18 protein-coding genes are annotated in these 24,205 nt (G+C 60.9%); 3 read left to right on the top strand and 15 right to left on the bottom strand.

The features are described from left to right. Positions 1 to 37 precede the first annotated feature (37 nt). The 8 genes from AB4Z35_RS05100 to betI form a co-directional block, all read right to left on the bottom strand. A complete protein-coding gene (locus AB4Z35_RS05100) occupies positions 38 to 1,216 on the bottom strand; it encodes an NAD(P)/FAD-dependent oxidoreductase (protein WP_007995674.1) in 1,179 nt (392 codons plus the stop codon). A 162-nt stretch (positions 1,217 to 1,378) separates the two neighbouring features. Continuing rightward, the gene (gene dbpA / locus AB4Z35_RS05095) at positions 1,379 to 2,716 is read right to left on the bottom strand and encodes an ATP-dependent RNA helicase DbpA (protein ID WP_230853210.1); all 1,338 of its coding nucleotides are present in this window, start codon (positions 2,714 to 2,716) and stop codon (positions 1,379 to 1,381) included. Positions 2,717 to 2,946: 230 nt separating this feature from the next. Then, positions 2,947 to 4,374: a multidrug transporter subunit MdtD gene (mdtD, locus tag AB4Z35_RS05090; RefSeq protein ID WP_442096231.1), complete on the bottom strand. Its 1,428-nt coding sequence runs from the start codon at positions 4,372 to 4,374 to the stop codon at positions 2,947 to 2,949. Positions 4,375 to 4,543: 169 nt separating this feature from the next. Beyond that, positions 4,544 to 5,881 (bottom strand): TldD/PmbA family protein, encoded by a 1,338-nt coding sequence (locus AB4Z35_RS05085; RefSeq protein ID WP_442096230.1) that lies wholly within the window; start codon positions 5,879 to 5,881, stop codon positions 4,544 to 4,546. After that, positions 5,881 to 7,323, bottom strand: coding sequence for a TldD/PmbA family protein (locus AB4Z35_RS05080; protein WP_442096229.1), 1,443 nt, complete (start codon positions 7,321 to 7,323; stop codon positions 5,881 to 5,883). Before AB4Z35_RS05080 ends, AB4Z35_RS05085 begins: the two co-directional genes overlap by 1 nt. Before the next feature lie 264 nt (positions 7,324 to 7,587). Next, positions 7,588 to 9,288: a choline dehydrogenase gene (gene betA / locus AB4Z35_RS05075; RefSeq protein WP_442096228.1), complete on the bottom strand. Its 1,701-nt coding sequence runs from the start codon at positions 9,286 to 9,288 to the stop codon at positions 7,588 to 7,590. Positions 9,289 to 9,443: 155 nt separating this feature from the next. After that, on the bottom strand, positions 9,444 to 10,916 hold the full coding sequence (gene betB / locus AB4Z35_RS05070) for a betaine-aldehyde dehydrogenase (RefSeq protein ID WP_007995666.1): 1,473 nt from the start codon (positions 10,914 to 10,916) through the stop codon (positions 9,444 to 9,446). A 62-nt stretch (positions 10,917 to 10,978) separates the two neighbouring features. Further along, on the bottom strand, positions 10,979 to 11,572 hold the full coding sequence (betI, locus tag AB4Z35_RS05065; RefSeq protein ID WP_442096227.1) for a transcriptional regulator BetI: 594 nt from the start codon (positions 11,570 to 11,572) through the stop codon (positions 10,979 to 10,981). Between the two features lie 380 nt (positions 11,573 to 11,952). On the opposite strand from betI, the gene AB4Z35_RS05060 reads away from it, so the two are divergent. Continuing rightward, the gene (locus tag AB4Z35_RS05060) at positions 11,953 to 13,893 is read left to right on the top strand and encodes a BCCT family transporter (protein ID WP_442096463.1); all 1,941 of its coding nucleotides are present in this window, start codon (positions 11,953 to 11,955) and stop codon (positions 13,891 to 13,893) included. 272 nt (positions 13,894 to 14,165) lie between these two features. Here the strand turns inward: AB4Z35_RS05060 and choV are convergent, their stop codons facing one another. From choV to AB4Z35_RS05045, 3 genes are all read right to left on the bottom strand, one after another. Continuing rightward, positions 14,166 to 15,344: a choline ABC transporter ATP-binding protein gene (gene choV / locus AB4Z35_RS05055; RefSeq protein ID WP_007995661.1), complete on the bottom strand. Its 1,179-nt coding sequence runs from the start codon at positions 15,342 to 15,344 to the stop codon at positions 14,166 to 14,168. Next, positions 15,341 to 16,186 (bottom strand): choline ABC transporter permease subunit, encoded by an 846-nt coding sequence (gene choW / locus AB4Z35_RS05050; protein WP_007995660.1) that lies wholly within the window; start codon positions 16,184 to 16,186, stop codon positions 15,341 to 15,343. The genes choV and choW overlap by 4 nt, the downstream gene beginning before the upstream one ends. 66 nt (positions 16,187 to 16,252) lie before the next feature. Continuing rightward, the gene (locus tag AB4Z35_RS05045) at positions 16,253 to 17,200 is read right to left on the bottom strand and encodes a choline ABC transporter substrate-binding protein (RefSeq protein ID WP_007985945.1); all 948 of its coding nucleotides are present in this window, start codon (positions 17,198 to 17,200) and stop codon (positions 16,253 to 16,255) included. 435 nt (positions 17,201 to 17,635) lie between these two features. Between AB4Z35_RS05045 and AB4Z35_RS05040 the strand changes: the two genes are divergently transcribed. Then, the gene (locus AB4Z35_RS05040) at positions 17,636 to 19,012 is read left to right on the top strand and encodes an L-serine ammonia-lyase (RefSeq protein ID WP_007995657.1); all 1,377 of its coding nucleotides are present in this window, start codon (positions 17,636 to 17,638) and stop codon (positions 19,010 to 19,012) included. A 538-nt stretch (positions 19,013 to 19,550) separates the two neighbouring features. Beyond that, the gene (locus AB4Z35_RS05035) at positions 19,551 to 20,654 is read left to right on the top strand and encodes a GlxA family transcriptional regulator (RefSeq protein WP_007975492.1); all 1,104 of its coding nucleotides are present in this window, start codon (positions 19,551 to 19,553) and stop codon (positions 20,652 to 20,654) included. Positions 20,655 to 20,766: 112 nt separating this feature from the next. Here AB4Z35_RS05035 and AB4Z35_RS05030 read toward each other — a convergent pair whose 3' ends face one another. From AB4Z35_RS05030 to AB4Z35_RS05015, 4 genes are all read right to left on the bottom strand, one after another. After that, the gene (locus tag AB4Z35_RS05030) at positions 20,767 to 21,033 is read right to left on the bottom strand and encodes a hypothetical protein (RefSeq protein WP_007995656.1); all 267 of its coding nucleotides are present in this window, start codon (positions 21,031 to 21,033) and stop codon (positions 20,767 to 20,769) included. A gap of 384 nt (positions 21,034 to 21,417) precedes the next feature. Further along, entirely contained in the window at positions 21,418 to 22,581 is a 1,164-nt protein-coding gene (locus AB4Z35_RS05025) for a gamma-butyrobetaine dioxygenase (protein WP_442096226.1), read from the bottom strand. Positions 22,582 to 22,594: 13 nt separating this feature from the next. Next, positions 22,595 to 23,071 (bottom strand): thioesterase family protein, encoded by a 477-nt coding sequence (locus AB4Z35_RS05020; RefSeq protein ID WP_007994464.1) that lies wholly within the window; start codon positions 23,069 to 23,071, stop codon positions 22,595 to 22,597. Positions 23,072 to 23,207: 136 nt separating this feature from the next. Beyond that, positions 23,208 to 24,173, bottom strand: a complete 966-nt coding sequence (locus tag AB4Z35_RS05015) for an L-carnitine dehydrogenase (RefSeq protein ID WP_007985952.1) — start codon at positions 24,171 to 24,173, stop codon at positions 23,208 to 23,210. Positions 24,174 to 24,205 lie beyond the last annotated feature (32 nt).

Genomic DNA, 24,205 nt, shown 5'->3' with positions numbered 1-24,205 from the left:
TCGCGAGCAGGCTCGCTCCTACAGGTATTGTGTTGAATCAGACGTACTGCGCAGCCGCGTAGCCCGAAGCCCACGCCCACTGGAAGTTGAAGCCGCCCAGATGCCCGGTCACATCGAGCACTTCGCCGATGAAGTACAGGCCCGGGCTTTTCAACGACTCCATGGTCTTGGACGACACTTCATTGGTGTTGACGCCGCCCAGGGTCACCTCGGCGGTGCGATAGCCTTCGGTGCCCGCTGGCACGACTTTCCAGCTCGCCAGTTTTTCCGCGATATCTGCCAGTTCCGCGTGGGTGTACTGCTTCATCGGTTTGGAGACGAACCAGTTGTCCGCCAGCAGGTTGGCCATCTTCTTGGTGAAAATTTCCCCGAGCAGGGTTTTCAACTCGCTGTTGGGACGTTCGGCCTGTTGCTGTTGCAGCCAGCCCGGCACGTCGTGATCGGGCAGCAGGTTGATCTCGACGGTATCGCCGGACTCCCAGAACGACGAGATCTGCAAAATCGCCGGGCCGCTGAGTCCGCGGTGGGTGAACAGAATGTTCTCGCGGAAGCTCTGATCGTTGCAGCTCACCAGGCAATCCACCGAGGTGCCGGACAATTCAGTGCACAAGGCCTTGAGCTGGTCGGTGATGGTGAACGGCACCAGGCCGGCGCGGGTCGGCAGCAGCTCGTGACCGAATTGCCTGGCCACCTGGTAACCGAAACCGGTGGCACCCAGGGTCGGGATCGACAGGCCGCCGGTGGCGATCACCAGGGATTCGCAGGTCAATTGGCCGAGTGTCGTGTCCAGCAAATAGCCCTGCTCAAGCTTCTCGATCGCCTGGATCGACGTGTCCAGGTGCAGGCTGACGCCGACCTGATCGCACTCGTTCAGCAGCATTTCGAGGATGTCGCTGGATTTGTTATCGCAGAACAGCTGGCCGAGTTTTTTTTCGTGGTACGGCACGCCATGCTTGGCCACCATGCCAATGAAATCCCACTGGGTGTAACGGGCCAGGGCGGATTTGCAGAAGTGTGCGTTCTGCGAGAGGAAATTGCCCGGTTCGGTGTACATGTTGGTGAAATTGCAGCGGCCACCGCCCGACATCAGGATTTTCTTGCCGGCCTTGTTGGCATGGTCAAGCAGCAACACCTTGCGTCCGCGCCCGGCGGCGGTCAGTGCACACATCAACCCTGCGGCGCCAGCGCCAATGATCACGACTTCGGTAGAGCGCAAAACGGTGTCCTCTTGATGACTCACCACAAAACAAACCTGTAGGAGCGAGCCTGCTGAGCCTGCTCGCGATGGACGTCAACGATAACGCGGGGTGTCTGATACCCAGCGGTGTTCTGTCGTCCATCGCGAGCAGGCTCGCTCCTACAGGGGGGCGATGCGTTTTTACAAAATACGCACGCGCAACGAACGACCCTTGATCTTGCCGTCGTTCAAGCGCTGCAAGGCCTGCTTGGCGACGCCGCGTTCCACGGCCACATAGGCCTGGAAGTCGAAAATCGCGATCTTGCCGACCTGGGCACCGGGGATGCCGGCGTCACCGGTCAGTGCGCCGAGAATGTCGCCGGGACGAACCTTGTCCTTGCGGCCGGCAGCGATGCACAGGGTGCTCATCTGCGGCAGCAGCGGGCCGCCGCCCTTGGAGGTGAGGTTGTCCACCTGATCCCAAGTCAATGGTGTCTTCTGCAGTTGTTCGATGGCCTGGGCGCGCTGCGCTTCGGACGGCGCCACCAGGCTGATGGCAAGGCCTTTCTCACCGGCGCGGCCAGTACGGCCGACGCGGTGAATGTGGATTTCCGAATCACGGGCCAATTCGACGTTGATCACCATGTCCAGCGAGTCGATATCGAGGCCGCGCGCAGCGACGTCGGTCGCCACCAGCACCGAAGTACTGCGGTTGGCGAACATCGCCAGCACCTGGTCGCGGTCACGCTGTTCCAGATCGCCGTGCAGGCCGACGGCAGAGATGCCTTTGGCGGTCAGGTGGTCGACGGTTTCCTGAACCTGCTGCTTGGTGAAGCAGAAGGCCACGCAGGAGGCCGGGCGGAAGTGGCCAAGCACCTTGGTCACCGCACTCATGCGGTCATCCGGGGAAATCTCGTAGAAGCGCTGCTCGATCTGGGTGTCGTCGTGGAATGCCTCGGCCTTCACCTGCTGCGGGTTACGCATGAACTTCGAGGCCAACTGCTTGATGCCTACCGGGTAGGTGGCGGAGAACAGCAGGGTCTGGCGACGCTCCGGGGCCTGCATGATGATTTCTTCGATGGAATCGTAGAAACCCATGTCGAGCATGCGGTCTGCTTCGTCGAGGATCAGGGTGTTCAGGCCGTGGAGTACCAGCGAACCCTTGCGCAGGTGCTGCTGGATGCGCCCCGGAGTGCCGACGATGATGTGCGCGCCGTGTTCCAGCGAGGCGATTTGCGGGCCGAGGGACACGCCGCCACACAGGGTCAGGACTTTGATGTTGTCTTCGGCACGGGCCAGGCGACGGATTTCCTTGGCGACCTGGTCAGCCAGCTCGCGGGTCGGGCACAGGATCAGTGCCTGGCAACCGAAGTAACGCGGATTGATCGGGTTCAGCAGGCCGATGCCGAAGGCCGCGGTCTTGCCGCTGCCGGTCTTGGCCTGGGCGATCAGGTCCATCCCCTTGAGGATCACCGGCAAGCTTTGCGCCTGGATCGGCGTCATCTGGGCATAACCGAGGGAGTCGAGGTTAGCCAGCATGGCGGCGGACAGCGGCAAAGTATTAAATTCGGTGGCGATGGTGGTCACGGGACTGGCCTGCAAAACAAAATGTCGCGCAGTGTACCAGTCCCGTGCTCTTCACCTGCAAATTCTGGACGAATAGTCGTAGCAGCTGCCGAGGCACGAGGCTGCGTTGGGCTACGAAGTAGCCCCTGAGGGCGGTCCTGCGGACACGCAACGCAGCCTCGTGCCTCGGCAGCTGCTACAAGTCAGTGCTCTATGTCGTGCTCACGGCTGGCCATCCGTCGGCCATCCTTTGGTGAAAGTTGCGAGAAGATTGTCGCGGCCAACATGGCCATGATCCCGACAGTCACAAACGTCAGCTGGAATGCGCCCAGCACCGTCTCCACGCCGTCATTTCCAATTTCCGCCGTAAAGCCGCCGAGCAGCGCACCGGCACAGGCAACGCCCAGGCTCAGGGACAACTGCGCGACCACCGACAGCAGGCTGTTGCCGCTGCTGGCGCTGGCGTCGTCGAGGTCGATCAGGGTCACGGTATTCATCGCGGTGAACTGCAAGGAGTTGATCGCGCCAAGGATCGCCAGCAGGCACAGCAGCAGCCAGTACGGCGTTTGTTCGCTGACCAGGCCCATGCTCGCCAGCATGATGCCCAGCGCCAGGGTGTTGCCGGTCAGCACGATGCGATAACCCAAACGCTCGATCAGCGGCCGCGCGACCCACTTGGCGATCATCGCCGCAGCGGCCAGCGGCAGCATGCTCATCCCGGCCTGGGATGGCGAATAGCCCAACGCCACTTGCAGCAGCAACGGCACCAGAAAGGGCAGGGCACCGCTGCCAAGACGGGCGAACAGGTTGCCGAGAATGCCGACGGCAAAGGTCCGGGTCTTGAACAGCGACGGTGCGAACAACGGGTTTTCGACATGCCCGGCGCGCAGCCAGTACGCCGCCAGGCAAGCCATGCCGCCGAACAGCAGCAACATCACCCGCAGGTGCGGCAGGTGCAATTCGCCCAGGCCTTCCATGGCAATGGTGATCAGAATCATCGCCGCGCCGAACAGCACGAAGCCCAGACTATCGAATCGGGTGCGTTCGGAGCCGCGCAGGTCCGGGATGAATTTCCACACGGCGTAGCAACCGACCAGACCCACCGGCAGGTTGATCAGGAAGATCCAGTGCCAGCTCAGGTATTGCACCATCCAGCCGCCCATGGTCGGGCCGATCAAGGGGCCGAGCAGCCCGGGAATGGTGATGAAACCCATGATCCGCACCAGCTCCGAGCGCGGGTAGGCGCGCAACACCACCAGCCGTCCGACCGGCAACATCAACGCACCGCCCAGGCCTTGAATCACCCTGGCGCCGATCAACTGGGTCAGGCTGGTCGACAAAGCGCAGAGCAGCGAGCCGAGGCTGAACAGCAAAATCGCACTGAAGAAGATTTTCCTGGTGCCGAAGCGGTCGGCGATCCAGCCAGAAGCGGGAATCAGCAAGGCGACCGTGAGCATGTAGGCGATGATCACGCCCTGCATGCGTAGCGGATCTTCGGCCAGGTCGCGGGCCATGGCCGGCAGGGCGGTGTTGAGAATCGTCCCGTCGAGGGACTGCATGAAGAAGGCAATGGCGACGACCCAGGGTATCCAGCGGGCGGTGACAGGGTCGAGAGGCGGGCGGTTGGGCATGGGACCTCTTGTGGATGAAATCAACGCAAATTACTTGGTGATCACAGTCATTGTGGGAGCGAGCTTGCTCGCGATAGCGGTAGTTCAGTCGACACTGATGTTGAATGAAATGGCCTCATCGCGAGCAAGCTCGCTCCCACAAGGTTCCCGGTGTACCGGGAGTTTGTGGTTACAGCGTTAATGTGAGCCGGTTTACGAGCGCCCCCGGCAACAACGCCGAAGCCGTCGCCCGCTGGCTGTAGGTACTCGCCGACAACAACAACTCCCGCTCCTCGGTCAGCGCTTCCAGTTGCGAACCGAGCAGGCTGAAGGCGCTGTCATCAAAACGCATGGTGCTGACCGGTGCCTGAATCTCGCCGTTCTCGACCCAGAACGTGGCAAACCGTGTCATGCCGGTCAGGCGTGCGGCCGGTTGATCCGAGAAGTTCAGGTACCACAGGTTGCTGATGTACAGCCCCGTACCCAGTTGCTTGAGAATGTCGGCGTCAGGCAATACCCCGGCTTTCATGTTCAGAGCGCTCGGTGATTCGCCACCGCTGGCGCCATTGGCGGTCAAACCGTATTCCGCAGCGCTGCGCGAGCTGACCAGTTGCGCCCCGGCCTTGCCGTCGACGATCAACCCCAGATCGCTGCGTGGATAACCCTCATCGGAAAACGCCGGGCTCAGCGAGCCGCTGACTTTTTCATCCAGCGAGACCAGCGGACTGAAAGTGCTGTCACCTGCGTAGAGTTTTTGCAGCGGGCTGCTTTTGCTGGCAATCGACTGTGCCGAGAAACCACCCCAGCACAACATGCCCATGATTTCCTCCAGTGCGGCTGGCGCCAGGTAGGCGCGGTATTGACCGGGGGCCAGCGTCCGCAATGGCCGACCCAGAAACTCCAGCTGCTCGCGGGCTTGCTGGAAGCGTTTGGCAAAGCCTTCGCTGCTCCAGTCGTGCCCGGCGTAGCTGGCTTTCACCGCTTGGCCGTTCTCGTGAAACAGACTGAAATCGAAGTTGAAACTGTTGGCCTGATGCCAGCCGAAAGCGCCCGAAGAACTGGCGAAGCCGCGACTGATAGGCCCGGCAGCATAAAAACCGACCAGATCCAGGCCTTCGGCAGCCTGGGTGATTTCAGCGACCACTTGCTCGGTGTCCGGCAGCGGATGCACCTGCACATTGTTGCTCTGCCAACCATTGTGGTTGAGCAGCAAATAAGGATCCTGAGGCAGCAATGGCAAGGTTTCCCGCAGCTGTTGCAGGCCTTCGGTCAAACGTTGCAGATCAACCTGGGGATCGCCGGCCAGGGTGATGTTCAGGTCGGCATGCCGGCCTTCGTTGATCAGTTTGAGGCCGATACTCGCCTGCAGCACCTGACCGGCCTGACGCACCTTGGCGTGGTTGAAACGCACGAAGGCCGACGACTCGGCGGCGTAGCTGAGGGTGAACTGCTCGGGCTCGTGAAGCGCTGCACGCAGGCTGTTGACCAGCGCCTTGAACGACTCGGCCTGGCTTTTTGAAGGATTCATCAGGCGTCTCCTCCGAATACATCAACGTTACTGAACACACAGGCCGGTGACGCGTGACCGACGCGGATCACCTGGTTCGGTTCGCCCTTGCCGCAGTTCGGTGTGCCGAGGACCTTGAAGGTACTGGCATCGCCGACGGCGCTGAGGCTTTTCCAGAACTGCGCGGAGATGCCCCTGTAATTGGGATTCTTCACCACGCCCTTGAGTTCGCCGTTTTCGATCAATTGGCCCCACTCGCAGCCGAACTGGAATTTGTTGCGTGCGTCGTCGATCGACCATGAACGGTTGGTCGACATCAGCACGCCGTGTTCGATACCGCCGATCAGTTGTTCAATGGACCGGTCGCCCGGTTCGATGTTGAGGTTGGCCATGCGGTCGATGGGCGGGCGGTTCCAGCCGCAGGCGCGGCTATTGGCGACGCCGTCCATACCGGCACGGAATTGCGACAACGCACCGCCCAGCGGGCGCAGCAACAGGCCTTCACGGATCAGGAACTGTTTGCTGGCGGGCGTGCCGTCGTCGTCATGGCCGTAACTGGCAAGCTCCTCAGGGATGTCCGGGTCGAAGGTCACGTTGAGCAGGCTGGAGCCATATTGCAGGCTGCCGAAATCTTCGGCTTTGACGAAGCTGGTGCCGGCGTAGTTGCGCTCGTCACCGAGGATGCGGTCCAGCTCCAGCGGGTGGCCGATGGACTCGTGAATTTGCAGCATCATCTGGTCGGGCATCAGCAGCAGGTCACGCTTGCCTTGCGGGGTGTTCGGCGCCAGGAGCAATTGCAGAGCCTGATCGGCCACCTGGGCGCCGGCACCGATCAGGCCGCAGCGGCTGATGACGTCCGCCGCGCCTTGCTGGCCGAAGTTCTCGCGGCCGAGGCTGCGGGTCTGGCTGTCGTTGCCGTCGTAGGCCGTGACGTCCAGGCCGGGGTAGACAAAGCGTTGGGCCTGGCGCAGTTCGGCACCGGCGCTGTTGAGATAGATCTGTTCGACGCTGGTGATGCCGAGGCTGACCTGCCAGTTCACCAGGCGCTCGTCCCTGGGCACGGCGGCCGACTCGGCGCCGAGCAGTTGGTAGCAGTCGCTCAGGGACGGGAAGGCCTGGTCGAGGCTGGGTGAAAAGTAATCGGCGCGGTCGCTGGAAACAGCCTGTTTACGCAGGTCCAGCAAGGCGTGCGGTTTGAGTCGACGGGCCTGGAGTTCGGCGCGTTCGAGGGCGGCTTGCAGGCCCTGTTGCGACAAATCGTTGGTCGCCGCATAGGCCTCGACGCCATTGACCCGCACGGTCAGCATCGCCCCTTCGTCACGGCTCAGGCTTGGCGGTTCGGCAACGTTCTTGCGCACCGACAGGTACTGCCCGGATTCGCGCACGTAACGCAGGGAAAAGAATTCGGCTCCCGTGCGCAAGGCAGCGAAGCGCTGCTTGAGCTGGGGATGGAAATCGAACATTCGTGAACCTCCTTGGAGTGGAGTGGCGATAGAGCGGTACTGCGAGGGGAGGGGTGAAACGATTGCGTGGCGCTAGATTAGGCTTGCGAGGGGGGAGGATCAAGGGTAAGCGGTCTGGGGTGGGGGATACTTTGGGAGGGGGGAGGCTGGTAGGGCCTCATCGCGAGCAGGCTCGCTCCTACATTCAACCGCATTCCCATGAGGGAGCGCGATCAACTGTAGGAGCGAGCCTGCTCGCGATTGGCTGTGACGCGGTGTAGCGCCCTACGCCGTCTGGCTCACTTCCCGCACCGGCTTGCCCTTCACCGGCGCTTCACCCGCCACATAGTAAGTGGCCGTGCTGCGCGGCAATGGCTTGCGACCACGGATCCTGTCGGCGATTTTCTCGGCCATCATGATCGTTGGTGCGTTGAGGTTGCCGGTGGTGATGATCGGCATGATCGAGGCATCGACGACACGCAGGCCTTGCATGCCATGCACGCGACCTTCGCCATCGACCACGGCCATTTCGTCGGTGCCCATCTTGCACGAGCAGGACGGGTGGAACGCGGTTTCGGCGTGTTCGCGGATGAACTTGTCCAGTTGCTCGTCGGTTTGCACCTCGATGCCCGGGCTGATCTCGCGACCGCGGAAGGCGTCCAGCGCTGGTTGCTGCATGATTTCACGGGTCAGGCGGATGCCGTCGCGGAATTCCTGCCAGTCCTGTTCGGTGGCCATGTAGTTGAACAGGATGCTCGGGTGCTGGCGCGGGTCCTTGGACTTGGCCTGGATGCGACCACGGCTTGGCGAGCGCATGGAGCCCATGTGCGCCTGGAAGCCGTGCTCTTTCACACCGTTGCTGCCGTTGTAGTTAATCGCTACCGGCAGGAAGTGGTACTGGATGTTCGGCCATTCGAATTCCGGACGGGTGCGGATGAAACCGCCGGCTTCGAACTGGTTGCTGGCGCCGATGCCGGTGCCGTTGAACAGCCACTCGGCACCGATGGCCGGCTGGTTGTGCAAGAGCAGTGACGGGTACAGCGAGACCGGTTGGGTGCAAGCGTATTGCAGGTACAGCTCGAGGTGATCCTGCAGGTTTTCACCAACGCCCGGCAGGTCGTGGACCACCGGAATATCGAGCTTGTTCAGCAGCTCGGCAGGGCCGACGCCGGAGCGTTGCAGAATCTGCGGCGAAGCGATGGCGCCGGAGCACAGCAGCACTTCCTTGCGCGCTTTGACTTCGACGCGCTCTTCGGCAGCGCCGACCAGGTAACGCACGCCGACCGCCCGCTTGCCTTCGAACAGGATCTTGTCGGTCAGGGCGTGGGTGACGATGGTCAGGGTCGAACGCTTCTTGGCCACGTCCAGGTAACCGCGGGCGGTGGAAGCACGACGGCCCTTCGGCGTTACGGTGCGGTCCATCGGGCCGAAGCCTTCCTGCTGGTAACCGTTGAGGTCTTCGGTGCGCGGGTAACCGGCCTGCACGCCGGCTTCAACCATGGCGTGGAACAACGGGTTGTTGCCGGCTTTCGGCGTGGTCACGCTGACCGGACCTTCGCTACCGTGGTAGTCGTTCGGGCCGATGTCGCGGGTTTCCGCCTTGCGGAAATACGGCAGGCAGTCGAGGTAGGTCCAGTCTTCCAGGCCTGGCAGTTTTGCCCAGCCGTCGTAGTCCATGGCGTTACCGCGGATGTAGCACATGCCGTTGATCAGCGAAGAACCGCCCAGGCCCTTGCCGCGACCGCATTCCATGCGACGACCGTCCATGTGTGGCTCTGGATCGGTTTCGTAGGCCCAGTTGTAGCGGCGGCCTTGCAGCGGGAACGCCAGGGCGGCCGGCATCTGTGTGCGGAAGTCGAGGCGGTAGTCCGGGCCGCCTGCCTCGAGCAGCAGAACGGTGACGCCTGCGTCTTCAGTCAGACGGGTCGCCAGGGTGTTACCGGCCGAGCCGGCACCGATGATGATGTAGTCGAATTCTTGGGACATTGAATGCACCCTCTTTGATGGTGGTCAGGTCGCCTGTAGCAGCTGCCGAGGCACGAGGCTGCGTTGCGTGTCCGCAGGACCGCCCTCGGGGGGCCGCTGCGCAGCCCAACGCAGCCTCGTACCTCGGCAGCTGCTACAGGTTGTGCGGGTGCGTCTTAGAACACCGAGACGTAATCGCCCAGCTCGACCTGTACCGATTTGATGCGGGTGAAGTTGTTCAGCGAGCTGATACCGTTCTCACGGCCGACACCCGACTGCTTGTAGCCGCCAACCGGCATCTTCGCGTCGGACTCGCCCCAGGCGTTGATCCAGCAGATACCGGCTTCCAGTTGATGAATCACGCGGTGGGCGCGGTTCAGGTCGCGGGTGACGATACCGGCGGCCAGGCCGAAGTCGGTGTCGTTGGCGCGACGGATCACTTCTTCTTCGGTTTCGTAGGCGAGGATCGCCATCACCGGGCCAAAGATTTCTTCACGGACGATGGTCATGTCGTCGGTGCAGTCGGTGAACACGGTCGGAGCCACGAACGCACCTTTGGCGAATTCGCCGTCAGTCAGACGCTCACCGCCGCACAGCAGGCGGGCGCCTTCTTCCTTGCCCTTGGCGATGTAGCCCAGCACGCTTTCCATGTGGGCGAAGCTGACCAGCGGGCCGAAGTTGGTGTTTTCATCTTCCGGGTTGCCGACGCGGATGCGTGCAACGCGCTCAGCGATCTTGGCTTCGAAAGCGGCTTTCAGATGGGCCGGTACGAACACGCGGGTGCCGTTGGTGCAGACCTGACCGGAGCTGTAGAAGTTGGCCATCATCGCGGTGTCGGCGGCGCGATCGAGGTCGGCGTCGTCGCAGATGATCAGCGGGGATTTGCCGCCCAGTTCCATGGTCACATCCTTGAGCGAAGAGCTCGAAGCGCTGGCCATGACTTTCTTGCCGGTGTCGGTGCCGCCGGTGAAGGAGACTTTTTCGATGCGCGGGTGCTCGGTCAGCCAGGTGCCGACTTCACGGCCGCTGCCGGTCAGGACGTTGAACACGCCGTTTGGCACGCCGGCTTCGGTGTAGATCTCGGCCAGTTTCAGGGTGGTCAGCGAGGTGACTTCACTTGGCTTGAAGATCATCGCGTTACCGGCGGCCAGGGCCGGTGCGGATTTCCACAGGGCGATCTGGATCGGGTAGTTCCACGCGCCGATACCGGCGACGACGCCCAGCGGCTCGCGACGGGTGTAGACGAACGAAGTGGTGCGCAGCGGAATCTGCTCGCCTTCGATGGCCGGTACCAGGCCTGCGTAGTACTCCAGCACGTCAGCGCCGGTGACGATGTCGACGTAGCGGGTTTCGGAGTAGGCCTTGCCGGTGTCCAGGGTTTCCAGGGCGGCCAGTTCGTCGTTGCGCTCACGCAGGATTTCCACGGCACGACGCAGGATGCGCGAACGCTCCATGGCGGTCATCGCAGCCCAGATTTTCTGGCCCTTTTCGGCGCTGACCACGGCGCGCTCCACGTCTTCCTTGGTCGCACGTTGTACTTTTGCGAGGACTTCACCGTTAGCCGGGTTGATGGCTTCGAAAGTGGCGTCGCTGCTGGCGTCGCTGTACGCGCCATCGATGTAGAGTTTTTGCAGTTCGAAACGGGCCATAAAGTCCTCGCAAGAGCATTAAGTGGCTGGCGCGGTTCGGTGGTTGAGCGTTTATGTGTGCTCTAACTCACCCGCTTGGCCAGTTGGGTATCCATGTATTCGTAAGCGATCTGTTGCGCCTGCTCGGTGTCGAAAGCATCTCCCGACAGCGCGCCGCGCAACCACAAACCGTCGATCAACGCTGCCAGGCCCCGGGCGGCGCTGCGCGCATCATGGAGCGGCAGCACGCGGCGGAACTGGCAGCACAGGTTGGAATACAGACGGTGATCGTTGATCCGCTGCAACCTGTGCAAAGACGGCTGGTGCATGCTGGTGGCCCAGAAGGCCAGCCAGGTTTTCATTGCCGGGCCATTGACCTGGCTGGCGTCGAAGTTGCCTTCGATGATCACCTGCAGATGCGCCCGGGGGCTGTCATCTGCCAGCGCCTGACGGCGCAGGGTGACGTTCTCGCTCAGGACGGTCATCAGGTACCCCATGGTGGCGGCAATCAGACCGTTCTTGTCCTGAAAGTAATGACTGATGATGCCGTTCGAGACACCGGCCAAACGGGCGATCAGCGCAATGCTGGCGTCCCCCATTCCGACCTGATCGACGGCCTGCAAAGTGGCTTCGATCAATTGCTGGCGGCGGATGGGTTGCATACCGACCTTGGGCATCTTGCACATCTCCTTAGGCCTTCCGGCAGACGTCAAACGGCTACCGGGTTGAGGGCCAGTCTATTTTGTTTTGATTGAACGTTCAATCAACAAAGAATAAGATCTGCGACAAATCGTCGCTGTTTACAGATTTTCCTACGTGTAATTGGCGGCAAACCGACATCCGAAACGGCTCGAAGCCTGTACGCCACGGCGTCTCAAGGGCTTCGGGCTTTTTTCGGGCTGTCTTTATATCACCCGCTGGTCGGCTGCCCACTAACCGATTGGTCGGGTAACTCGTTTGTCTTGCGTTCTTCTCTCGCACTGCCCGGAGCATCTGTGCCATGAGTTCTGCCTCGCTAATAAAGACCCCACCCGAGAAGGTGACGGTCAACGGTTGGGTGTTCTACACCTCTACCGCGTTGATTCTGTTGTTGACCGCCATTCTGATCATCGCCCCGCAAGAGGCCGGCAGAATGCTGGGTACGGCGCAAGCCTGGTTGTCCCGCAGCTTCGGCTGGTACTACATGGTGGTGATTGCCGCCTACCTGATTTTCGTTGTCGGCCTGGCGTTTTCGTCCTACGGCAAACTGAAACTGGGCAGCAAGGATGACACCCCGGATTTCAGTTACGGCGCCTGGGCGGGGATGCTGTTCTCCTCGGGTATCGGCATCTCGTTGCTGTACTTCGGTGCGTCCGAGCCGCTGGATCACTACTTCAACCCACCGGAAGGCGTGGCCGGCAGCAACCTGGCGGCACGTCAGGCCGTGCAGCTGACATTCCTGCACTGGGGCCTGCATGGCTGGGCGATTTATGCATTGGTGGGGTTGGCCGTGGCGTACTTTGCCTACCGGCACAACCAGCCGCTGGCGTTGCGTTCGGCGCTGTATCCGCTGGTGGGCGAGCGTTGGGTCAAGGGCGCGGCCGGGCACGCGGTGGACGGCTTCGGCATGTTCGTGACCCTGCTGGGTCTGGTGACCAACCTGGGGATTGGTTCGCTGCAAGTGTCGTCGGGGCTGGAAAACCTGTTCGGCATGGAGCACAGCAACACCAACCTGCTGATCGTGATCATCGTGATGAGCACCGTGGCGACCATTGCTGCCGTGTCGGGCGTGGAAAACGGCATCCGTCGTCTGTCCAACCTGAACATCGTGCTGTTTAGCGGCCTGCTGATTTTCGTCCTGTTGTTCGGCCCGACCCTGCACCTGCTCAACGGCTTCGTGCAAAACGTCGGCGATTACCTGAACGGCGTGGTGCTGAAGACTTTCGACCTCTATGTGTACGAAGGCGACAGTGAGAAGTCCGACCGCTGGCTGGGCCTGTGGACTCTGTTCTACTGGGCCTGGTGGATTTCCTGGGCACCATTCGTGGGCATGTTCATCGCGCGTATCTCCCGTGGTCGCTCTGTGCGCGAACTGGTAGCCGGCGTGCTGCTGATTCCACTGGGCTTCACCCTGGCGTGGCTGTCGATCTTCGGTAACTCGGCTTTGGACCTGGTGATGAATCACGGGGCGGTGGAGCTCGGGAAGACCGCGCTGGAACAGCCGTCCATGGCGATCTACCAGTTGCTTGAGCATTACCCGGCGTCGAAAGTTGTCATCGGCGTGTCGATCTTTGTCGGTTTCGTGCTGTTCCTGACCCCGGCGGATTCCGGCGCGGTGATGATGGCCAACCTGTCTTGCAAGGGCGGTACCGTCGATGAAGACGCGCCGCACTGGCTGCGGATTTTCTGGTCGGTGGTGATCACCCTGGTGACCATCGGCTTGCTGTTCGCCGGCAACTTCGAAGCCATGCAAACCATGGTGGTGCTGGCCGGTCTGCCGTTCTCGGTGGTGCTGGTGTTCTTCATGTTCGGCTTGCACAAGGCCATGCGCCAGGACGTGCAGATCGAACAGGAGCAAGCAGAACTGGCGGCACGCGGTCGCCGTGGTTTCAGCGAGCGTTTGACCCAACTGGACCTGCAACCGAGCCAGTCGATCGTTCAGCGCTTCATGGACAAGCATGTCAGCCCGGCGCTGGAAGATGCGACGGTGCAAATGCGTGCTCAAGGTTTGCAAGTGCAGACGCTGCTGGGCAAGTCCAAGCGTTGCATGGGCGTACGGGTCGAGATGGAAGAGGGCAACCCGTTTGTCTACGAAGTGAGCCTGGACGGTTACCTGGCCACGCCGACCGAGTCGGCTCAGTCCGATGAGGCGCGTCAGCGTTACTACCGTGCCGAGGTGTACCTGCACAACGGCAGCCAGGACTACGATTTGATGGGCTTCACCCAGGATCAGATCACCCGTGACGTGCTCGATCAGTTTGAAAGCCATCGGCAGCTCCTTGGCCGGGTTTACAGCTAAGTCGTGAAGGGATGCGGTGCAGTGAATGCACCGCAATCCTTGTGGGAGCGAGCTTGCTCGCGATGGCGGTGGGGCAGTCGACACTGATGCTGACTGTTATGCCCTCATCGCGGGCAAGCCCGCTCCCACATTGAAATGTATTCACCTGTGGGAGCGGCGGTGCGACGATTCGACTTGCCCGCGAAGGGGCCATCAGCCGCAAAGCTGTTTGACCCGATATCCCGTAAACAAAAACGCCGCGATTTTCTCGCGGCGTTTTTGTGTCTGTCGTCTTACCCCAGGTTCTTGCCGAGCAGTGCGTGATACAGCTCGCTGTCGCCCAGAATCCCCACTACGTGGTTGTTGTCGTGCAGCACCAGTTTGTTGCCGGTCTGATACCGAATCTGCAGCGCATCGCGCATGCCGATACTGGAGTCCACCAGCGTCGGCTTGCGTTCCAGGCCTTCGACGGCTTGCCCCGGAATCCAGTTCTGCAGGTCCATTGACGAACCGTTCTTGCGCGCGCCCTTGATGGTGTTGCCTTCAGCCAGGTCCAGCCACGAATCGCCGCCCGGATCCAGGCACACCGAGCCGTTGATGCGTTTGCAGTTATCCAGGGTACGCATCAGGCTGCGACCGCACAGTACGTTCAGCGGGTTGGTGTGGGCCACGAAGGTCCGCACGTAGTCGTCCGCCGGGTTGAGGACGATTTCTTCCGGCTTGCTGTACTGGATGATCCGGCCGTCTTTCATGATCGCGATACGGCTGCCCAGTTTCAGCGCTTCATCGAGGTCGTGGCTCACGAAGACGATGGTCTTGTGCAGCTTGCGTTGCAGTTCCAGCAGTTCGTCTTGCAGGCCCTGGCGGATCAGCGGGTCGAGGGCCGAGAACGGTTCGTCCATCAGCAGGATGTCGGCGTCCATCGCCAGCGCACGGGCCAGGCCCACGCGTTGTTGCATACCACCGGACAGCTCGTTGGGTTTCTTGTTGCGCCACTGGGTCAGGCCCACCAGCTCAAGCTTGTCGTCCACCAGCTTGCGCCGTTCCTTCTCGGGACGACCCTGCATCTCCAGGCCGAAGCTGATGTTCTCGCGAACGGTCAGCCAGGGCATCAGGGCGAATTTCTGGAACACCATCGCGATGCGCTTGGTGCGCATCATTTTCAGTTCTGCCGGGGTGCAGGACGCAATGTCGATCTGCTTGCCTTCGTGCTCGACAAACAGCTTGCCGCGGCTGACGGTGTTGAGGCCGTTGATGCAACGCAGCAGGCTGGATTTACCTGAGCCGGACAGGCCCATCAGTACGCAGATCTCACCTTTTTCGATGTCCAGGCTGGCTTTTTCAACGCCGACAATCTGCCCGGTCTTTTTCAGGATCTCGTTACGGGTCATGCCCTGATCCAGCAGCTTGAGTGCCTCGCGTGGATCCTTGGAGAAGATAACGTCGACGTTATCGAAGCGAATAATGCTCATGCGTCACCCCCTACTTTGGCGTCGGGTTGTTTGCAGATACGGTCGAGCATGATCGCCAGCAGTACGATCGCCAGGCCTGCTTCGAAGCCCAGGGCGATATCAGCGGTATTCAGTGCGTTGACCACGGGTTTACCCAGGCCGTCGGCGCCCACCAGTGCGGCGATCACCACCATCGACAACGACAGCATGATGCACTGGGTGATACCGGCCGCGATGCTTGGCATGGCATGAGGCAGTTCAATTCGCGAGAGCAGTTGACGGCGCGAGCAGCCAAAGGCCTTGCCGGCGTCCATCAGTTCTTCCGGGACATCGCGGATACCCAGGTAGGTCAGGCGGATGGGCGCGGCAATCGCGAACACCACCGTGGAGATCAGGCCCGGGACCACACCCAGCCCGAAGAGGGTCAGGGTAGGAATGAGGTACACGAACGTCGGTACGGTCTGCATCAGATCGAGTACCGGACGCATTAAAGTATAGAACATCGGCTTGTGCGCGGCGACGATGCCCAGCGGCACGCCAATGACCACGCAGACCAGGGTGGCGAACATCACCTGGGCGAGGGTTTCCATGGTTTCCTGCCAGTACCCCAGATTGAGGATCAGCAGAAAGGAGGCAACGACAAACGCGGTCAGGCCCCATTTGCGTTGAATGAAGTGTGCCAGTAGTGCGATTACGCCGATCAATACCAGCGGGTTGAACCAGGTCAGCGCAAACGTCACGCCGTGGATCATCGTTTCCAGTGTCACGGCGATTGCGTCGAAGGTGCTGGCGCCGTGTTGCGTCAACCATTCAACGAAGCTCGCGATGTACTGGCCTAAGGGGATTTTCTGATCAATCAGCATGGTAGTGAACGTCCGCATGCAAGGAAATAAACAGCCCGGACGGCCGAGGCCGTCCGGCATAAGCGATTACTTGGCCAGTTTGGCTTTCACGGCCTCCAGGCCTGGTTTACCGTCAATGGTGGTCACGCCAGCGAGCCAGGTATCGAGCACCTGTGGATTGTTTTTCAGCCAGGCCTTGGCGGCCGCGTCAGGCTTCATCTTGTCGTCCAGGATGTTGCCCATCAGCGAGCTTTCCATGTCGACGGTGAACTCCAGGTTCTTCAGCAACTGGCCGACGTTGCTGCATTCCTGCGTGTAGCCCTTGCGGGTGTTGGTCGCCACGGTGGCGGCACCGAAATCCGGGCCGAAAAAGTCATCACCACCGGTCAGGTATTGAATCTTGAAGCGCTTGTTCATCGGATGCGGCGCCCAGCCGAGGAACACCACGGCGGTGTCGCGTTTCTGCGCGCGGTCGACCTGCGACAGCATGCCGGCTTCGCTGGACTCGACGACTTTGAAGCCGGCGTCCTTGAGGCCGAAGGCGTTCTTGTCGATCATCGTCTGGATCAGGCGGTTGCCGTCGTTGCCAGGCTCGATGCCGTAGATCTTGCCGTCGAGTTCTTTCTTGAATTTGGCAATGTCGGCGAAGTCATGCAGCCCTTTGTCGTACAGCGCCTGGGGAACGGCGAGGGTGTACTTGGCGCCCTTGAGGTTGGTGCGCACGACATCCACGGTGCCCGCGTCGCGATAGGCCTTGATGTCGTTTTCCATGGTCGGCATCCAGTTACCCAGGAACACGTCCATGTTCTTGCCGTCGGCCAGGGACTTGTAGGTCACGGGCACGGAAATCATGGTGGTCTTGGTCTTGTAGCCGAGGGCATCGAGCACGACGCTGGTGGTCGCAGTTGTCGCGGTGATGTCGGTCCAGCCGACATCGGAGAAGTTTACGGTACTGCACTGCGCCGGCTCTGCGGCTTGCGCCAGAACCGGCAGACTAAGCATGGCGGCCAACAACAACGACGGGGAACCTTTCATGGATGGACTCCTTGGTGTTTTTTTTGGCAGTGTTCCGACTGGACCACCGCACTTATAGGTTGCGGTTGGATGGCGTTCTGGAGACAGCTCTACCACTGCGCCTTGCAATCGAGTCGATATGATCATGTACCAGTGAAAATCTGACGCCTACAGGGTGCGTCGTATCCAGTACAGGGATGGTCGCATCCAGTGTCGGTGACGTCGTTTACAGATTTTTTCAGCCCTTTTTTCCCCTCTGAACCGCAAAAACACGGCGAAAACACGGCGTAAAAGACACGCGGCGTTGGTGGGCATGAGTGCGTCGGTTAGAGACGTCGAACAACACGATAAAAGCTTGATGATGCGGTCATCTCGGCGGATTGCAGCTTGAGCGTAGCAGCTCCGTCATCGTGCGCTTTTGCGTGCGCAGTGGGCCCATTCAGGAGTTCGGCAGTCATGGCTATCAGTGTTTTCGACCTGTTCAAAATCGGCATCGGCCCTTCCAGTTCGCACACCGTGGGGCCCATGCGGGCAGCGGCGTTGTTTGTGCAGGGCTTGCGCGAGCGCGGGTTGCTGGAGCAGGTGCGGCGTGTCGAAGTCCAGCTGTTCGGCTCGTTGTCGGCTACCGGTATCGGCCACGGCAGCGACAATGCCGTGATCATGGGCCTGATGGGCGAGTGGCCGGATGCGATCGATCCGTCGCAAATCGGCATTCGTATCCAGGCCCTGCGCGAAACCCACACGCTGTTGCTCGACGGTCGTCTGTCGGTGCCGTTCGTCTGGGCTCGGGACATGCGCCTGATCGACGAAAACCTGCCGTTCCACCCCAACGCCATGACCCTGATTGTCGAAGGTGATGACGGCGAATTGCATCGCGACACCTACTATTCGGTCGGCGGCGGTTTTGTCGTCGATGAGGCGCAAGCCTCCAGCGGTGTCGTGGATCTGGATCGCACCGTACTTCCTTATGACTTTTCCAGCGCCGCCGAGCTGTTGCAGCTGTGCAAGAAGCACAACCTGCGCGTGGCTGAATTAATGATGGCCAACGAGAAAGTCTGGCGCAGCGAAGAGGAAATCCGCAGCGGCCTGATGAAGCTCTGGCGCGCCATGCAGGATTGCGTCGAACAAGGCCTGAAACACGAAGGCATCCTGCCGGGCGGGCTGAATGTGCGTCGCCGCGCGGCCAAGCTGCATCGCAGCTTGCAGGAACTGAACAAGCCCAACGTGATCGGCTCGACCTTGAGCGCCATGGAATGGGTCAACCTGTTCGCTCTTGCCGTCAACGAAGAAAATGCCGCCGGCGGGCGCATGGTCACGGCACCGACCAACGGCGCGGCGGGGATCATTCCGGCAGTGCTGCACTACTTCATGAAATTCAGCGAGGCCGTGACCGACGCCAATGTCGTCGACTACTTCCTTGGTGCGGCGGCAGTGGGAATCCTGTGCAAGAAGAACGCCTCGATCTCCGGGGCCGAAGTCGGCTGCCAGGGCGAAGTCGGTTCGGCCTGCGCCATGGCGGCGGCCGGGCTGGCGGAAATCCTCGGCGCCACGCCAGAGCAACTGTGCAACGCGGCGGAAATCGGTCTGGAACACAACCTTGGTCTGACTTGCGACCCGGTGGGTGGGCTGGTCCAGGTGCCGTGCATCGAGCGCAACGCGATTGCCGCGGTGAAGGCGATCAATGCTGCGCAAATGGCATTGCGGGGCGATGGCCAGCACTTTATTTCGCTGGATCGGGTGATCCGCACCATGCGCGATACCGGTGCCGACATGCATGACAAATATAAGGAGACATCGCGGGGTGGGTTGGCGGTCAGTGCGGTGGAGTGTTGAGACCGCGTCGACCCCATCGCGAGCAAGCTCGCTCCCACAGGTTTTGCGTCGGTCACAAAAATTGTGTTCACCTTGATCCCTGTGGGAGCGAGCTTGCTCGCGATAGCGCCAGACCAGTCAAAACTGCGCGCTAAGTGAACACCCGGATTAAAACGCGCCTCCTTTTAGCGCGTCGCTCACAGATAAATTGTCTTGCCACTGATCGAGGGCCAACCAGCCCTCGACCGCCCGTCACCCGTGCCTGCGGTGACACTCCTTTCCGACGCGGCGCAACGCCGTTCCCACAAGTGCTACCGAATTGCTCACAGCTCGTGGGCCGGGGTGCTTGCCAGCGCTGATGGCCATTTAAATCCCTATGCCCTGCGAGACATATATAGACACATTCCGACGTCGTTTTTAGGAGTTATTGAACGCGCATTCAAATTTAGGCATGGCAATTGCTCTGTCATTACAAAGCCCGTCTCCCACGCGAGAACGATGGCAATAAAAAGAGCCTCCGCCTGAGGCCATCACCCGCTTTGTGTGAGGAGATACCGCGATGACGACGTTCAACTCCGGGGCCCAACCCCAGAACCGTGCGCCTCAATCCATCGGCTTTCTGCTGCTGGACAATTTCACGCTGATTTCTCTGGCCTCCGCAGTAGAACCCCTGCGCATGGCCAACCAGTTGTCCGGTCGCGAGCTATATCGCTGGACCACCCTCACCGTTGATGGCGGCCAGGTCTGGGCCAGTGACGGCCTGCAGATCACCCCCGACGCCTCGATGCACAAAGCCCCGCCAATGGACACTGTCATCGTGTGCGGCGGTATCGGCATCCAGCGCACTGTTACCCGCGAACACGTGTCCTGGCTGCAAAGCCAGGCCCGCCAGTCCCGCCGCCTCGGCGCGGTGTGCACCGGCAGCTGGGCCCTGGCCTGCGCCGGCCTGCTCGACGGCTTCGATTGCAGCGTGCACTGGGAATGTCTGGCAGCAATGCAGGAAGCTTTCCCGCGTGTAGCGATGAGCACTCGTCTGTTCACCCTCGACCGTAACCGTTTCACCAGCTCCGGCGGCACCGCGCCGTTGGACATGATGCTGCACCTGATCAGTCGCGATCACGGCCGTGAACTGTCGGCCGCGATCTCGGAAATGTTCGTCTACGAGCGCATCCGCAACGAGCAGGATCACCAGCGTGTGCCGCTCAAGCACATGCTCGGCACCAACCAGCCGAAGTTGCAGGAAATCGTTGCATTGATGGAAGCCAACCTCGAAGAGCCGATCGACCTCGACGAACTGGCGGTTTATGTCGCGGTGTCCCGCCGTCAGCTCGAGCGGTTGTTCCAGAAATACCTGCACTGCTCGCCGTCGCGTTACTACCTGAAGCTGCGCCTGATCCGCGCCCGGCAACTGCTCAAGCAAACGCCGATGTCGATCATCGAAGTGGCATCGGTGTGTGGCTTCGTATCCACGCCGCACTTCTCCAAGTGCTACCGCGAGTACTTCGGCATTCCGCCGCGTGACGAGCGCGTAGGCTCCAACACTACCCAGCAAGTGGCGATGATGCCGCTGCCGCAAGCGCTGGTGCTGTCGCCGTTGTCCGGGCCGTTGTCGGCACTGAGCCAGGCGCGAAATGAGTCGACGTTTGCCAGTGTAAGGCTCTAAACCGAGGCGCCTTCATTCGCGGGCAAGCCCGCTCCCACAGGTATCGTGTCAGAGCATTCATTTTGTGCTCGACACAAAGCCCTGTGGGAGCGGGCTTGCCCGCGAAGGCTTTTTATCGGCCTGTGTGGCTCTGTTGATACTCCGCCAACGCCGGCAACAACTGCTTGTCGATCGCCTGGCGCACCGCCGGCAGGATGGTCGCGCTGCTGGTGTACATCTGCTTGACCATGGTCCTCAGCGTCATCGCCCGCACATCATTCAATCCCCGTACCGCGCACTCGCAGGCCTGCTCGGCAGTGGCGCCGGTGGGCACTTCGAATCCCAACGACTTGAGCTGGCCCAACAGGTCTTCCTGGTCTATCAAATCGGCGTGCATCATGACGCAATCCTTCTTCAGGGAACGGTGTCGTGGCTCGATTCTGGTAGGGCCACAAGGTGGCGGCAAGGGCGAATTGTCGCAATGGCCGCAATACCTATGAACAGGTCGTTTTCGGCTAACTTGCCGTGCAGAGGAGTGGGCACACTGGACCCAGCTCGCTTCACGAAGGTTTGGTCACCCTCGCATGGCGGCTCCTCAACAGTACCCTCTGCCTCGATCCTGTCACGGCTTGATCGGGGCTTTTTTTTGTTTGTGAATCAGGGTTCTTGTGTTGCCTTTTCGGGCGCCATCGCGAGCAGGCTCGCTCCTACATTTAACCGTGTTCCCAAGAGAGAACAGATCAACTGTGGGAGCGAGCTTGCTCGCGATGAACGATGACGCGGATTAGCGTTGCAACACCAAAATGCGTGACAACAACTCATCCCTGTCGACATAGCAGCCCTGGAAATGCCGCGCCCCGGTGGCGGGGTCGAAGGCGTTGCGGGCATGGAGGGTGCGACGGTTGTCGAAGCACCACAGCTCACCGGGATTGAGCCGCTGCATCAACCTGAATCGAGGCTCGCGGGTCATCGCGATAAAGCGCCGATAGGCTTGATAGAGCTTGGGCATCTGCTCAACTGAGGCATCGAACGGCCCGCGCAGAAAGTTTGCCATGCGGATTTCCGACACCTGGCCCAACGCATCCAGGGCGATGATCGGTGCGAGACAGCGGTAGTCGCTATGGCGGTCCTTGTTGCGAAACTCCACGGGGATTTCGCACAGGCTTCTGAAGGATTCGGGGTCTTCCCGGCGCAGGGCGTCGGCAATGGCAAATCCGTCGACAAAAATGCTCTCGCCGCCCTCGGCGTCATTGACCAGGCAATGCAGGAATTGCAGCCCCGGTTGCAACTCCCGGGTCGGCAAATCGCTGTGCAGCGGCAGGTTGAAGGCGGTATAGGCATTGCTGTCGGCGTCAGCCCTGGATTGCACGTTGAACAGCACGCCGAAATTGCTCTCGCGGATGAAGGAAATCCGTTGCGCGATCAGCTTCAGGGAACCGGGTTCGGTGGGCACGCCACGGACCTGGGTCAATCCGACATCGCGCACCGCCAACAGCCATTGCAACAAGGCCTCAGGGTCGTTCATCAGTGCTTGATACTCGAACACCGGCAACTGCAAATCGTTGTGCCAGAGCCTGGCTTTAGGTTTGCCTGCCAGACGTTCGGCGCGTGACTCGTCGTCGTAGGCATGGGCGCGCAGCCAGCCAGGGTCGAAGCGGCTGCAGTGGCCGTCCTGCCAATCCACCGCCAGGCAGCCATCGCTGTCGATACGGGCGTTATCGGGCATCAGGTCTTGAGCCACATCGACGATTTCCAGCACTTGCTCGCGGGTCACGGTGTAGACGCATTGCGGGCACGGGCAGTTATCCCGCAGCCATTGATGGTGGAAAGGGCTGACGCGATCGTCGGCCCACTTCACCAAAACACGGTCCACCAGGGTCTGCACGCCGGTCAGCGCACTGATCAATGGATAGGTACGAAAGTCGGCAAATGCAGCGGCGGTGTTCATGGCGATCTCCTTGTTATTTTTTTGGGGGTAAAGCGATCACTCGGCCAATGTACTCGGGCGTGGGCAGGTCCGCCTGTTCGGTGACGATGGCTTGCAGCCGGCTCAAGGACAGGTCGCTGAACGGTGCCGAACGCGGCCCGGCGAGATCCACGTGCAGCAGCATCTGTTCATTGCCCGCCAGCGCCTGGTCATCACCGACCAGATGCAGGCTGTGATAGAGGTGCACGCGCTTGCTGTCGTGGGCGATGATTTGGGTGCGCACTTCGACTTGGGCGTCGAGCTTCACTTCGTGCAGGTAGTTGAGGTGCAGTTCGAGGGTGAACAGCGAGTTGCCGCTGGCCTCGCGGCTGTTGCTGTCGAGTCCCAGGCGGTCCATCAGGGCGTCGGTGGCGTAGCTGAAAATCAGCAGGTAGAAGGCGTCGCGCAGGTGGCCGTTGTAGTCGACCCAGTCGGGGATGATGGTGGTTTGGTAGGTGGTGAGGGTGGGCATGATGTTAGTTCCAACATTGATGGTGACTGGGCTGCCGCTATCGCGAGCAAGCTCGCTCCTACATTGGAATGCATTCCCCTGTGGGAGCGGGCTTGCCCGCGAAGAGGCCGGTACTGCTGGCCTCATAACATAAGGTTTACTCGCTGAAGGCCATCCCATGTTTCTCTTTGGTGGTCTTCACCGCTTCCAGCACCGCCAGCAGGCAGTCATCACGATAGCGCTCCAGCGCCGAAATGCTGTGTTTGCCCAGTTGATCGCTGGTGCCATCGACCACGTCGTCGATCAGTTTGTCGGTCAGCTCCGGCGCCGGCAGGTAGGTCCATGGCAATTGCAACGCCGGGCCGAACTGGGCCATGAAGTGACGCATGCCGGCATCACCACCGGCGAGGGTGTAGGTCAGGAACGTACCCATGAACGACCAGCGCAAGCCTGCGCCGAAGCGGATGGCATCGTCGATCTCGCCAGTGGTCGCCACGCCGTCGTTGACCAGGTGCAGCGCCTCACGCCATAGCGCTTCGAGCAGGCGGTCGGCGATGAAACCCGGTACTTCCTTGCGTACATGCAGCGGGCGCATGCCGAGGGATTCATAGACTTTCATCGCGGCTTGCACCGCTTCAGGGGCCGTGTTTTTGCCACCGACCACTTCCACCAATGGCAGCAGGTAAACCGGGTTGAACGGGTGACCGACCACGCAGCGTTCCGGGTGCGTGGAGCTTTCGTAGAATTCACTCGGCAACAGGCCGGAGGTGCTGGAACCGATCAACGCATTGGGCTTGGCCGCCGCGCTGATTTTGCTGTGCAGTTCCAGTTTCAGCTCCAGTCGTTCCGGGGCGCTTTCCTGGATGAAATCGGCATCGCGCACGCACTCTTCAATGGTCGCGACAAAGCGCAGGCGATCCTGCGATGCACCCGGCGCCAGGCCTTGTTTCTCCAGCGCACCCCAAGCGTTGGCGACGCGTTTGCGCAGGGCTGCTTCAGCGCCGGGTGCCGGATCCCAGGCCACTACATCGAGGCCATGGGCGAGGGCGCGGGACACCCAGCCGCTGCCGATGACACCGCTGCCCAGGGCGGCGAAGGTTTTGATTTCGGTGATGAAGCTCATGGTCAATTCCTGAATTTGGCTCGGAAAAAAAA

Origin of the sequence: Pseudomonas sp. KB_15, assembly GCF_052114525.1 — a bacterium.
GTDB lineage: Bacteria > Pseudomonadota > Gammaproteobacteria > Pseudomonadales > Pseudomonadaceae > Aquipseudomonas.
Note: the sequence above shows the minus strand (reverse complement) of the source record. Positions and strands in the feature narration are given on the sequence as shown.

Coding starts and splice junctions, on each gene's coding strand:
- AB4Z35_RS05040 (WP_007995657.1), top strand. CDS start 17,636: ATGGCTATCAGTGTTTTCGACCTGTTCAAAATCGGCATCGGCCCTTCC.
- AB4Z35_RS05025 (WP_442096226.1), bottom strand. CDS start 22,581: ATGAACACCGCCGCTGCATTTGCCGACTTTCGTACCTATCCATTGATC.
- choW (WP_007995660.1), bottom strand. CDS start 16,186: ATGCTGATTGATCAGAAAATCCCCTTAGGCCAGTACATCGCGAGCTTC.
- AB4Z35_RS05085 (WP_442096230.1), bottom strand. CDS start 5,881: ATGAATCCTTCAAAAAGCCAGGCCGAGTCGTTCAAGGCGCTGGTCAAC.
- betA (WP_442096228.1), bottom strand. CDS start 9,288: ATGTCCCAAGAATTCGACTACATCATCATCGGTGCCGGCTCGGCCGGT.
- AB4Z35_RS05015 (WP_007985952.1), bottom strand. CDS start 24,173: ATGAGCTTCATCACCGAAATCAAAACCTTCGCCGCCCTGGGCAGCGGT.
- AB4Z35_RS05080 (WP_442096229.1), bottom strand. CDS start 7,323: ATGTTCGATTTCCATCCCCAGCTCAAGCAGCGCTTCGCTGCCTTGCGC.
- AB4Z35_RS05045 (WP_007985945.1), bottom strand. CDS start 17,200: ATGAAAGGTTCCCCGTCGTTGTTGTTGGCCGCCATGCTTAGTCTGCCG.
- AB4Z35_RS05020 (WP_007994464.1), bottom strand. CDS start 23,071: ATGCCCACCCTCACCACCTACCAAACCACCATCATCCCCGACTGGGTC.
- betB (WP_007995666.1), bottom strand. CDS start 10,916: ATGGCCCGTTTCGAACTGCAAAAACTCTACATCGATGGCGCGTACAGC.
- dbpA (WP_230853210.1), bottom strand. CDS start 2,716: ATGCTGGCTAACCTCGACTCCCTCGGTTATGCCCAGATGACGCCGATC.
- AB4Z35_RS05030 (WP_007995656.1), bottom strand. CDS start 21,033: ATGATGCACGCCGATTTGATAGACCAGGAAGACCTGTTGGGCCAGCTC.
- choV (WP_007995661.1), bottom strand. CDS start 15,344: ATGAGCATTATTCGCTTCGATAACGTCGACGTTATCTTCTCCAAGGAT.
- mdtD (WP_442096231.1), bottom strand. CDS start 4,374: ATGCCCAACCGCCCGCCTCTCGACCCTGTCACCGCCCGCTGGATACCC.
- AB4Z35_RS05035 (WP_007975492.1), top strand. CDS start 19,551: ATGACGACGTTCAACTCCGGGGCCCAACCCCAGAACCGTGCGCCTCAA.
- betI (WP_442096227.1), bottom strand. CDS start 11,572: ATGCCCAAGGTCGGTATGCAACCCATCCGCCGCCAGCAATTGATCGAA.